At 73.9% G+C, this 11,257-nt stretch carries 11 protein-coding genes; 5 read left to right on the top strand and 6 right to left on the bottom strand.

The window, feature by feature from the left end; translation table 11 throughout:
* The first annotated feature begins 153 nt into the window (after positions 1 to 153).
* The 3 genes from ACFWI8_RS35250 (at position 154) to ACFWI8_RS35240 (ending at position 3,639) form a co-directional block, all read left to right on the top strand.
* Positions 154 to 1,431 (top strand): MFS transporter, encoded by a 1,278-nt coding sequence (locus ACFWI8_RS35250; RefSeq protein ID WP_387100046.1) that lies wholly within the window; start codon positions 154 to 156, stop codon positions 1,429 to 1,431.
* A 79-nt stretch (positions 1,432 to 1,510) separates the two neighbouring features.
* Positions 1,511 to 2,290 (top strand): ABC transporter ATP-binding protein, encoded by a 780-nt coding sequence (locus ACFWI8_RS35245; protein WP_311596849.1) that lies wholly within the window; start codon positions 1,511 to 1,513, stop codon positions 2,288 to 2,290.
* Between the two features lie 11 nt (positions 2,291 to 2,301).
* The gene (locus ACFWI8_RS35240; RefSeq protein ID WP_387100049.1) at positions 2,302 to 3,639 is read left to right on the top strand and encodes an FtsX-like permease family protein; all 1,338 of its coding nucleotides are present in this window, start codon (positions 2,302 to 2,304) and stop codon (positions 3,637 to 3,639) included.
* Positions 3,640 to 3,652: 13 nt separating this feature from the next.
* Here ACFWI8_RS35240 and ACFWI8_RS35235 read toward each other — a convergent pair whose 3' ends face one another.
* The 3 genes from ACFWI8_RS35235 to ACFWI8_RS35225 form a co-directional block, all read right to left on the bottom strand.
* Positions 3,653 to 4,642 (bottom strand): CapA family protein, encoded by a 990-nt coding sequence (locus tag ACFWI8_RS35235; protein ID WP_387100043.1) that lies wholly within the window; start codon positions 4,640 to 4,642, stop codon positions 3,653 to 3,655.
* Positions 4,632 to 4,838: a hypothetical protein gene (locus ACFWI8_RS35230; protein WP_387100040.1), complete on the bottom strand. Its 207-nt coding sequence runs from the start codon at positions 4,836 to 4,838 to the stop codon at positions 4,632 to 4,634. The genes ACFWI8_RS35235 and ACFWI8_RS35230 overlap by 11 nt, the downstream gene beginning before the upstream one ends.
* 97 nt (positions 4,839 to 4,935) lie before the next feature.
* A complete protein-coding gene (locus ACFWI8_RS35225) occupies positions 4,936 to 5,745 on the bottom strand; it encodes a class I SAM-dependent methyltransferase (protein ID WP_387100037.1) in 810 nt (269 codons plus the stop codon).
* Positions 5,746 to 5,858: 113 nt separating this feature from the next.
* On the opposite strand from ACFWI8_RS35225, the gene ACFWI8_RS35220 reads away from it, so the two are divergent.
* A complete protein-coding gene (locus ACFWI8_RS35220) occupies positions 5,859 to 6,326 on the top strand; it encodes an Lrp/AsnC family transcriptional regulator (protein WP_311596841.1) in 468 nt (155 codons plus the stop codon).
* 114 nt (positions 6,327 to 6,440) lie between these two features.
* Here ACFWI8_RS35220 and ACFWI8_RS35215 read toward each other — a convergent pair whose 3' ends face one another.
* The 3 genes from ACFWI8_RS35215 to ACFWI8_RS35205 are packed head-to-tail and all read right to left on the bottom strand — an operon-like array spanning position 6,441 to position 9,517.
* Entirely contained in the window at positions 6,441 to 7,424 is a 984-nt protein-coding gene (locus ACFWI8_RS35215; protein WP_387100033.1) for an SCO0930 family lipoprotein, read from the bottom strand.
* Positions 7,425 to 7,455: 31 nt separating this feature from the next.
* A complete protein-coding gene (locus ACFWI8_RS35210; protein WP_387100030.1) occupies positions 7,456 to 8,931 on the bottom strand; it encodes an NADH-ubiquinone oxidoreductase-F iron-sulfur binding region domain-containing protein in 1,476 nt (491 codons plus the stop codon).
* Positions 8,918 to 9,517 carry a hypothetical protein gene (locus ACFWI8_RS35205; protein ID WP_387100027.1) on the bottom strand — a complete coding sequence of 200 codons (600 nt, stop codon included), beginning with the start codon at positions 9,515 to 9,517 and terminating at the stop codon, positions 8,918 to 8,920. Before ACFWI8_RS35205 ends, ACFWI8_RS35210 begins: the two co-directional genes overlap by 14 nt.
* A gap of 524 nt (positions 9,518 to 10,041) precedes the next feature.
* On the opposite strand from ACFWI8_RS35205, the gene ACFWI8_RS35200 reads away from it, so the two are divergent.
* A complete protein-coding gene (locus ACFWI8_RS35200; RefSeq protein ID WP_387100024.1) occupies positions 10,042 to 11,061 on the top strand; it encodes a PucR family transcriptional regulator in 1,020 nt (339 codons plus the stop codon).
* The last annotated feature ends 196 nt before the right edge of the window (positions 11,062 to 11,257 follow it).

The raw sequence follows: 11,257 nt of genomic DNA, 5'->3' as shown, positions 1-11,257 counted from the left end.
GTTCCGCCCGGCCGGAGCCATGAGAACAGGTCCCGGCAGCCGGACAGAACAACACGAAGACAACCCAGCAGGGCGTCAGTCAGTGGCAGAGCCACAACCACCGGAACCCGAGTATCACCATCAATGTCAGTGGCGGCCGTTACGGTGCGTCACATGGAGAGAGCAGGGAAGCAGGGCACGATGCCGAGGGCGTTCCTCGTCTGGTTGGCCGGGACGCGGGTGTCCCTGCTCGGGGGCGCCGCGCTGTTCTTCGGGTTGGGGTGGGCGGCCAGCGAGCACGGCGGGCGGACGGCGGCGTTGGTGCTGACGGCGGTCACCCTGCCGCGGACGGTGCTGCTGCTGGTGGGCGGGGCGTTGGCGGACCGGCTCGGGCCGCGGCGGGTGATGGTGGTGGGGGACGCGGTGATGCTGGCCGCGACCCTGGCGCTGGCGGTGGCGAGCCACCGGTTGGGCACGCCGGCCTGGCTGCTGGTAGCGGCGGCGGCCGTCATCGGGGCGGTCGACGCGTTCTACCTGCCGGCCGCCGGGGCCATGCCGCGGCTGTTGGTGGGGCGGGAGCAGCTGCCGCGGGCGCTGGCCATGACCCAGGCGGGCACCCAGGCCGCGCAGCTCCTCGGGGCGCCGTTGGGGGCGGTGCTGGTGGCGGCGGCCGGGGTGACGGCGGTGGCGCTGGCGGACGCGGTGAGCTTCGCGCTGGTGCTCGTGGTGCTGCTGTGCGTGCGGCCGGCGTTCGACGTCGCGCGGGCGGCGGGGGAGGGCGGGGTGCTCGCCGGGGCCGTGGAGGGGGTGCGGCTCGCGGCGCGGGACCGACTGCTGCGGTCCGCGCTGCTGTTGACCATGGCGGCGGCCGGGGTGCTGCTGCCGGTGGTGTCGTTGCTGACGCCGCTGCTGGTGCGGGAGCGCGGCTGGGGCGCCGGGGCGGCGGGTCTGGTGGCAGGCGCCGAGGCGCTCGGCATGATCGCGGTGTCGCTGGCCGTGTCGCGGTGGGGGCCGCTGCGGCGCACGGGCACGGGGGCGGCACTCGGGCTCGTGGTGGCGGCGGCCGGCACGGCCGGGATGGCCGGGGCGCCCGTCGTGGGAGCCGCCGTGGCCTGCGGGGTGGTGGCCGGGGCGGGCGCGGGGGCGTTCGCCGCGCACATAGCGCCGCTGGTCATGGGGGCCACCCCGGACACCCATCTGTCCCGGATCCAGGCGGTGTTGGGCCTGGTGCAGAGCCTGGCGCTGGTGATCGCGCACAACCTGCTCGGGGCGCTGGCCGACGCGGTGGGGGCCGCGGCGGCCACCGGGGCCAGCGCCGGGGCCGGGCTCCTCGCGGGTCTGGCCGGCCTGGCGGCCGGCCCGCTGCGGGCCGCGCGCTCGGGGGGAGGTGTACCTAGGACCACCCCCGGTTCGGGTCGTGAGGCCAATGTGGCGGCGCCGCGCCGTCCGTAGGTTCGTTGACGTGGCGCAGCGGGCGTCGCGGAGCGGAGCCCACGGGGTTCACGAGGCTCACGGGGAAAGGGAAGTCGAGATGTTTCGTCGTAGTGGCGGGCCGGGGCCCGCGCGGAGCGCGGAGGCGCTGCGGCTGGTCGGGGTCACCAAGGTCTACGGGGACGCGGAGAGCGCCGTGACCGCGCTGGACGACGTGTCGCTGTCCCTGCCGACCGGCAGCTTCACGGCGGTCATGGGGCCCTCGGGCTCCGGGAAGTCCACGCTGCTCCAGTGCGCGGCCGGGCTCGACCGGCCGGACCGGGGCCTGGTGGTGGTCGACGGCGCCGAGCTGGCGGGCGGCAGCGAGGCCGAGCTGACGAAGTTCCGGCGGAACCGGATCGGCTTCGTCTTCCAGCAGTACAACCTGCTGCCCACCCTCACCGTCCTGCAGAACACCACGCTGCCCCTGCGCCTCGCCGGCCGCCGGGTCAACCGGGAGCGGGCGCGCGGGATCCTGGCGCAGGTGGGCCTGGCCGACCGGCTCGGCCACCGCCCCGACCAGCTGTCCGGCGGGCAGCGGCAGCGGGTGGCCATCGCCCGGGCGCTGGTCGCCGAGCCCAGCGTGATCTTCGCCGACGAGCCGACCGGCGCGCTGGACACCCGCAGCGCCCGCGAGGTCCTGGAACTGCTGCGGGAGGTGGTCGTCGCGCACGGCAGGACGGTCGTGATGGTGACGCACGACCCGGTCGCCGCCTCCTACGCGGACTCGGTGGTGTTCCTCGCGGACGGCCGGCTGGCCGGCTCGATGACCGCGCCCACCGCGGACGCGGTGGCGGAGCGCCTCGCGCACCTGGGCGACGTCGTGGCTGCGGGGGTCTGACGGACATGGTGATCACACAGTTGGCGGCGCGGTCCGTCCGGCAGCGCCCGGGGCGGTTCCTCGGCACCCTGCTCGCCGCGTTCCTCGGCGCGGCCATCAGCATGGCCTTCAACTCGATGCACGACACGGCGGCCGCCGACGGGATCGACGACACCAGCGCCGAGACGCTGAGCCTGAGCGGCGCCGTGGTCGGCGGCTACGGCACCCTGCTGGTCTTCTTCGCCATCGCCTCCACGCTGACGGTGAACGTGCGCCAGCGCGCGGCGGAGATCACCCTGCTGAGGCAGACCGGCGCCACCCCGGCGCAGGTGAAGCGGATGATCACGGGCGAGGCGCTGCTGGTGGCGCTGCTCGGCACGGTGCTGGCCGTCGCGCCGGCGATGCTGGGCGGCCGGCTGCTGCTCGACATGTTCCAGGAGACCGACCAGGTGGCCCCCGGCGTGGAGTACGCCTTCGGGCCGATCGCCCTGTCCGCGGGCTTCGGCGTCACCCTGCTCGCCTCGGTCGGCGCCGCGTTCCTCGCGGTGCGGCGTGCCGCCAAAGCGGCGGCCGGGGGCCGGGCGCCACGGGCCGGGCTGCGCACCGTGGGCGGCGTGCTGGCGCTGCTCGGTGGCGTGGGCGGCGTCTCCGCCACCTGGGCCATGGACCCGGCGGAGCCCTCGCTGATGGCGGCCCCCGCCTACGGGGCGATCATGCTGTCCGTCGGCTTCGCCGCGCTCTCGTCCGGGCTGCTGCGGACGCTGCTGCGCTGGTTCGGCCGGCCGATAGCGGCGCTGACCGGCGCCGGCGGCTACCTCGCCGTGCACAACACCCGGCAGCGGGCCGCCAGCCTCGCCGGGGTGCTGATGACGCTCGTCCTCTTCACCGGCATCACCATCGCCACGGTGTGCATCCAGGTGATCGAGAGCGACGCGCTCGAAGCGGCCGGCATCACCAGGACCGCCGAGGACAGGAACGTGGAGACGCTGAACCTGGTGGTCGTCGGCATCATCGCGGCCTTCTGCTGCGTCATGCTGGTCAACAGCCTGTACGCGGCGACCTCCTACCGCCGCCAGGAGTTCGGCCGGCAGCGTCTTGCGGGCGCCACGCCGCGGCAGGTGCTGACGATGGTCGCCACCGAGAGCGCGCTGCTCGCCCTGATCGGGCTGTTCTTCGGGACCGTGGCCGGGTTCGCCGGCGCCTTCGCCTTCTCCCAGGTCAGGGCGGAGGCGACGATGCCGGGCGAGGCGATGCTGATCTGGCTGGGCACCGCCGCGGTGGCGGTCGCGGTAACGCTGCTGACCAGCCTGCTCACGGCCCGCCGGACCCTGCGCGCCCCGGCCATCCAGGCCGTGGCGGTGGCGGCCTGACCGGCGCCGCCGTTCAGCCGTCCGCCGACCAGTCGACGACCAGCCGGGTCCCCTGGCGCCGCAGGCCGGTCGTGCCGAGGTCGGCGCTGGCCGCCGTCAGCCGGTTCGCCACCCACTCCCACTCCCGCCCGGCCGGCTCGGCCGGGCGGGTCTGGGCGTAGTCGAGCGCGATGGGCAGCGCCTCGGTGCGGAGCGGCCCCTCCGGGCCGAGGGTGGTGAAGACGACGACGCCCCGGTCGTTGTGGAGCACCGGGTCCACGGCGTAGTCGTCGACGAAGTCGCCCAGGTCGAACAGGACACGGCGGGTCAGGCCGTGGAAGACGTGGGCCGAGTGGCCCACCACCAGGGAGGCCCCGGCGGCGAGCAGCCGGGGCGCCGCGCGCCGGACGTGCGGGACCGGCTCCGTCACCATGTTGGGGCCCCAGTGGACGAGGACAAGCACCGCGTCCACGTGGTGGCGCAGTGCGCCGATCGTCTCGGTGAGCCAGTGGGGGATGCCCGCGCGCAGCTCGGCGTAGGCGACGCCGGGCCGTCCCGGTCCCGCCGCGTACTCCGCCGGGTGGTCGGTGACGCCGAGCAGCCCGATCCGCAGCCCGCCCACGGTCAGCACGGCCGGCGCCCGCGCCGCCGGCTCGTCGGGGCCGGCCCCCACCGTCAGGATCCCGGCCGCGGCCAGGTGGTCCAGGGTGTCGAGGAGCGCCTCGGGGCCGTAGTCGAGCGCGTGGTTGTTGGCCAGGGTGACAGCGCGCACGCCGAGCCCGGCCAGCGCCTCGGCCGCCTCGGGCGGGGCCCGGAAGAAGAACGGCTTGCCGGGGATCCGGATCCGGCTGCCCCGGCTCGACACGCAGCACTCCAGGTTGAGCAGCACCGCGTCGGCGGTGGCCAGCTCGGCCCGCAGCCCGTCGGCGAACAGCGTCCCCGTGCCGTGGTGGCCGATCTCCTCGGCCACGCCACGGCCCAGCATCGTGTCCCCGGCCAGCGCCAGCCGGGCCTCAGCGGCCACCGGCGAGCAGCACCTCCCTGGCGAGCCTGGCTCCCCTGGCGGCCGGGCTGTCCCGCACCTCCCGCGGCGGGTCGTCGGCCAGGCCGTCGATCACCGTGCGCAGGGCGTCCGTCAGGGTCTCCACCCGCCGTTCGAGATCCTCGATCCGGGTCTCCGTCCCGTAGGTCCCGCCTGTCCCGCCTGTTCCGTCGGTCATGAGGCCACCTCCCTGGGCGCGCGCGTCACGCGGCGTGCTGTGATGTGCCTGCCCTTCAAGCCTCACACTTCGGGCGAACCGGTGCCAAACGGGCGCGTCACCGCTCCAGGACCACGGTCCGCATCGCGCCGCCACCGGGGCCCGTCTCGTCGCGCACCACCCGCAGTCCTGCCGTGCGGCACTGGTCGAGCACCCAGTGGTGGGCAAGACGCAGCTTGCGGTAGCTGCCGGTGCGCAGCGTCCACTCGCCGTCCGGACCTGGACGGCGGCTGTGGACCAGGTCGTGCACCACGACCGTGTAGTCGTCGAAGTCGTCCGGGTACTCCAGGAAGCACGTCATGATCCGGTCCTCGGTGGCGCGGACCGGCAGGAAGCGGTCGGTGCCGGTGAGCGGCACGGTCAGGTCGCGGTAGGAGAGGACGGCGCGGCCGCCGGGGGCCAGAGCGCCGGCGATGTCGCCGAGCAGCGCGGCCACGTCGCCCCGGGTCGGCAGGTGGGTCAGGGTGTCGCCGAGGCACAGGACGGCGCCGGCCGAGCCCGGCCGCACCAGCTCGCGCGGCGCGGTGCGCAGGTCCGACCTGACGGGACGGATCTCCGGGGTCCCGGCCGTGTGCTCGGCCAGCTCGGCGAGCAGCGGGGCGCTGAGGTCGACGGCGAACACCGGGTCGTAGCCGAGCCCGGCCAGCGCGAGGCTGCTGTGCCCGGGGCCGCAGCCGAGGTCGACGGCGACGGTGCCGACCGGCCCGGGGGCCAGTCCGAGGTCGGCGAGGAACGACCGCTGGGTGGCGGCGAGCGCCGCCAGGTCGCCGCCCAGCATCCACGTGTAGTGCTCGGCGAGCAGCCGGTCGTAGTGGTCAACCACTGGTGGGTGGGCGGGGGCCGACGGGGGCGGGACGGCGAGCGTCATGGCGGCGGGGTTCCTCTCCGGTATCCGGCGGGACGGGAGCGAATCTAGCCCCGGATACGGGATCGTCGGCCGGAGACCGAACGACGTTCGGAACCGGCGGCAGAATGGCGGCCATGGACGACATTGATTCGGCGATCCTCACCCATCTCCAGCGCGACGCGCGGCTGACCAACCGGGAGCTGGCCCGCCTGGTGGGCGTCGCGCCCTCGACCTGCCTGGAGCGGGTGCGGGCGCTGCGGGCCCGCGGGGTGATCACCGGCTACCACGCGGCCGTCGAACCGCGCGCGCTCGGCCGCTCGCTCCAGGCGCTGGTGTTCGCGCGGCTGCGGCCGTTGAGCCGGGAGGTGATCACCGGCTTCGAGAGCTATCTGTCCCGGCTGCCCGAGGTGCTCTCGGTGTACGTGGTCTCGGGGGACGACGACTTCGTGGTGCATGTGGCGGTGCCGGACATCGAGCACCTGCACGCGTTCCTGATGGACCGGTTCAGCGCGCGCCGCGAGGTGATCGGCTTCCGCAGCTCGATGATCTACCGGGAGACCGCGGGCACCAGGGTGCTCACCCCGCTGCCGGGCAAGGGCTGACAGGGGGGTGCCGCCCGGGGCGGGGAGGGTGCCCCGGGCGGCCTGTGGGGGGACGGAAGTGGCTTGCGGTTGTGGGGGGTGTGGGGGTGTGGGGGGTGGCGGATCAGGGGGTGGTCAGGCGGCGGCCTTGCCGCCCTCGGGGGTGACGGCCCACCAGAGGCCCTGGGCGCCGTGGCCCGTGGTGTCGCCCGGCTCCTGGTCGCCGGTGAAGTAGTACAGCGGCCAGCAGTCGATGGTCAGCTGGATGGTGCCGTCGGGGCGCTCGAAGGGGATGATCAGCTCGGGGTCGAAGCCCAGTTCCTCGGCGACCTCGGGCTCGATGAACTCGGCCGGGATCCAGGTGTCGAGGCAGGCGTCCTCGCACCCGGTGGACATCGGCCAGGCGGTGTCGTTGTCGAAGCGGTAGAGGGTCCGGCCCTCGGAGTCGGAGACGATCTCGCCGAGCTCCGGGTCGTCCACGATGTTCAGCGCGTCGAACTCCGCGCCGCCGGCCTCGCCGCCACCGCCCTCGGCGGCGTCGGAGCCGGCCGGGGCGCCGCTCGGGGCCAGGGCGTTCCAGACGCCGCCGACGCCGTGGCCGTTGATGTCGCCCGGCGCGGTGTCCTCCGCGTAGCGGTAGACCGGCCAGCCGTTGAGGGTCAACTGCAGGCTGCCGTCCGAGCGTTCGACCTCACCCAGCAGGTCGGGGTCGATGCCGGCGGTCGCCGAGGCGTCCTCGGCGGGGACCGCGGGCCAGGCCACGAGGCAGTCGCCCTCGCAGTTGGAGGTGGGCGGGTCGGCGGTGTCGTTCTCGAAGCGGTAGAGCGTGAAGCCCTCCGAGTCGGTCACCACCTCCCCCAGCTCCGAGTCGTCGGCCAGGGTCAACTGGCCTGCGGGTTCGCCCAGTTGTGTCGCCGCGCCGGTGTCGCTGCCGTAGCCGTCGCCGTAGTCGTAGCCGTTGTCGGTGGACGCTCCGGCGTCGTTGGCCGCGTTCTCGATGGTCGTGGTGCCGTCCCCGTCGGATCCGGCACAGGCGACGGTCAGAAAGAGGCTGGCCACCGCCGCCACGGTCAGCGCGGAGCGGTGCGGAAGGCGCTGGCGGGTGAGCTGGGTTGTCATGATCGCTCCTTGAAATCGGGGTGGGGGATGGTCAGTTGGCCAGTCGGAGGGCCAGTTCGGGGCAGCGGCGGATGGCGCGTACGGCCTGGTTCCTCGAGTCCGCCGGGAGGTTGTAGGTGGCGCTGTCGGGGTAGCCGTCCGGGCCGAGCCGGACGACCTCGGGGACCACGTCGGCGCAGAGCCCGTGACCGCGGCAGAGCGTCCAGTCGACGAGCAGCTTGGGGCCGCCCTCCGTGGCCGCCGGCAGCGCGATCGGCTCCGGCGGCACGGCGAGCGAGCCGATGGTGGGTCGGCCGCAACCGCGGCCGACGGCGTGGTCGGTGAACTCCGTGAGGAACGAGTTCAGCGCGGAGTTCACGAAGTTGGCGGTGCCGTCCGGGTGGCTGCACGCGCCGCGCTTGCGGACCGCGAGCACCCGGTCGCGCACCGCGTCGAGCGCGTTGAGACCGCCGCCGTTGGCGGCCCGGCTGAGCGCCTCGGCGATCGACGGCAGCCCCAGCGCGCAGGGTCCGCACTGGTTGGCCGACTGGTCGGCCATCCAGCGGGCGACCTTCACGGTCTCGCCCACCGGGCACGTCTCGTGCGGCACGGGCATCACCGCGCCGGCGGCCAGCACCGCGTCGTACCGCTTGAGGGCGTCGCGGTCCAGGGTGGTCTCCTTGGCCGCGTCGGCGTCGATGAAGCGGCCGTGGTAGCCACCGATCAGCACGCCCTGCCCCGGGTCGGTGATGCCGCACAGCCACAGCACGTCGCGTAGCGGCGTGCCGACCGGGGCCTCGACCACGAACCGGCCGGCCACGCTCAGCAGCACGGTGCCCGGCTCGTTCGGCAGGCCCGTGTCCCGGTAGGTCAGGGCGCCGATCCTGGCCGCCACCGAGAGCTGCGTGAACGTCTCGGTGTTGGAGAACAACGTCGGTGCCCCGGCCAGGCCGCTCTCCGTCGAACGCACCTTGCGTCCGGCAGGCAGGGCCCGCAGCCCCTCGATGCCCCGGGTCAGCGCGGACGCCTCGCCGGTGACGAACCGCTCGGGCAGGTAGGTCACCTCGATGGGCCGGGTCCCGGGCGGCATCTCGGCCACGGCCTCCCGCACCGACTTCTCCACGTCGGAGCGGGTGACGCCGATCGCGACCCGGTCGGCGCCCAGCGCCTCGGCGGCCAGCAGCGCGCCCTCCAGCACCAGGTGCGGGGTGCGCAGCAGCAACTCCTTGTCCTTGAGGCAACTCGGCTCGCCCTCGCTGCCGTTGATCACCACGTTGGGGGCCATGCCGCGCCGTCCGGCGGCCTCGACGACGCCCTTCAGCTTCCTGGCGAACGGGAAGCCCGCCCCGCCCCGGCCACGCAGGTCGATGTTCTCGGCCAGCGCGATCACCTCCTCCAGGCGCAGCCGGGGCAGCGGGCCGTGAACCGTGAGATGCGCGACACGGTCCAGGCGGGTGGTGACGTCGAGGCCGGCCAGCAGGCGCGGCTGGCCCACCACGGCGAGCGCGGGGCGCTTAGGGACGCTCATTGACGAGCCTCCTTCGGACGACGATCCGGTGGGCCAGCACGACGGCCACCCCGATGACGGCGGCGAAGTAGGCGATGGTGACCCAGGAACCGCTCACGGGCCGGCCCGCCTTGAGGCCGTGCACCATCGAGGCGCCCCAGGCCAGGTAGGCGCTCATGTGGATGGCGCGCCACCAGCGGGCCTTGCGCGGCGTGGCGAACGCGCTGCGCACGGCGCCCGAGACGGCGGTCACCAGGAACAGGTAGGCGGCCAGGGTGCCGAGGCCGACCAGCACCGGGCGTCTGTCGTCGGTGAACGGGACGAAGGCCATGGAGGGCGTGACCCGTTCGTTGGCGATCTTCACCCAGATGTGCAGGGCCAGGAAGGTGAGCCCCGCGACGGCTAAGCCACGGTGCACGCCCTGGGCCAGCAGCCGGTGGCCCGGCGCCAGCACGATCCGGTCGGTGGCCGCCACGCCCCACAGGACGGTGCCGCTCAGCGACACCAGGGCCGCCACCCCGGCTCCCCAGTCGAGGAAGTACCAGAGGTGACCGAAGACCCCGGCGTTGGCCGCCGCGAGCAGCACCACCATGAGGGCGCCGGCCACGTAGGCCGCGATCAGCCGTGGCCCCCGGTCGTCGCTCCTGACCCGGCGCGCTCCGCCGACGGGTCCGCGGCCCGGGGCCTGGACCGGGCCGCGGACCTGGCCGCGGAGCGCACGCTGCGGCGATTTCGCCGCGGCTCGGTGAGACCCCTGACGGCGGGATGCCGCCCTGATCTCTGGGGGTGGGTAGGTGGTCATCGAAGCAAACCTCCGGAACAAGCGCCGTGACCGCAGCATGTCGAATTCCAGCGCACGGGATTGCGCGCTTATCCGGTCGTGATAAATTTCTGCGCGTCCGGCCGCCACCTGCGGCAAGGGCAATGAAAATGCCCGTCCTGCTGTCGTCGATCCGGTAATTCAAGGGAACCTGAAAGGGCCCTTAAAGGCGACTTAAGAAATTGCGAAGACGTCCCGGAAAACGCGATGGAAGGTTTTTTGAAAGTACCTTGTGCGGTGTTCTTCCGGCGTTCTACTGACGCAATGCCCGCGATCTGTCGGGTCCACACCCGACGCGAAGGAGATGCGAGATGCGTGCCCTTCTGGACCACGTCTGGTTAAGCCCCAGGGAAGTCCCCGCCCTGGCCGACGAGGTGGTCGAGGCGCTGGTCGACCGCGTGTCCGCCATGTCGGCGCTGCCCGAGCGGCGCCGCCGCGCGGAGCTGCGGTCCGAGGTCGAGTCGGCCCTGCGCGGGGCGCTCAGCCGGCCGGAGCCCGAGAACCACGACGACGGAGACGGCGAGTACGGCTCGCTGACCCGCGAGCGGGCCCGCCAGGAGCTGTTCGCCGCGCTCACCGCCGGCTCGCCGCTCTCCGAGGAGGCCCTGGCCTCGCTCGCCCCGCTCGCCCGGCGCGCCGCCTGGCCGCTGCCCGCCGGAGTGCAGGCCGTGGTGCTCGGCTCGCCCGGTGAACTCCAACTGGCCACCGACGCGTTGGGCGATCCGTTGATCGGCATCACCGACGGCAGGCCCTGCGCCCTGCTCCCGGACCCGGACCCCGAGGCCCGCCCGCTGCTGCGCCGCGCCCTGCCGCGCGGCCGGGCGGCCGCCGTGGGCCACGTGGTGCCGCTGGGCGAGGCCCGCTCCTCGCTGCGCTGGGCGCGGCGGCTCGTGGACCTGGCGCCCGAGGCCCAACTGCTGTTCGTCGAGGACCACCTGCCCGCGCTGCTGCTGCTCCAGGACGAGTCCCTGGTGCGCGCGCTCTCGGCCCGCTGGCTGCGGCCGCTGGAGGCGCTGAAGCCGGCGCAGAGCGCTCGCCTGGAGACGACGCTGCTGGCCTGGCTCGAGGGCGGCGGCGCGCCGGAGGCGGCCAAGACCCTCAAGGTGCACCCGCAGACCGTCCACTACCGGTTGCGGCAGTTGGAGAAGCTCTTCGGCCCGGTGCTGCGGGACCCGCGCAGCCGGTTCGAGCTGGAGATGACCCTGCACAGCCGTCGGCTGCTGGCCCAGGTGCGGGACGTGCAGGCCCGGATCAGCCGGCGCGCCAGGACCGCGGCGATGTCGCTGAAGCCGATGGACGTGGCCCGCGAGGCGCGCGTCAACGGCCGCTAGCCGAGGGGGGAGTCGAGAGGAACCGAGGGAACCGACCGACGGAACGGGGCAGCGCGTAGGCGCACGAGGAGGGGCGGGCGGGGGGAAACCCCCGCCCGCCCCCCCCCGTGTGGTGGTTTGCCAGGGTGTTTTAAAAAAAAACCACCCCCCCAAAACAAAATATAAATTGTGGTATAAAAAAAAAACACCCCCCCAC

Origin of the sequence: Streptomyces sp. NPDC127098, from assembly GCF_042722465.1 — a bacterium.
Taxonomy (GTDB): Bacteria; Actinomycetota; Actinomycetes; order Streptomycetales; family Streptomycetaceae; genus Streptomyces; species Streptomyces millisiae.
This window is presented reverse-complemented; position numbering and strand designations above follow the sequence as displayed.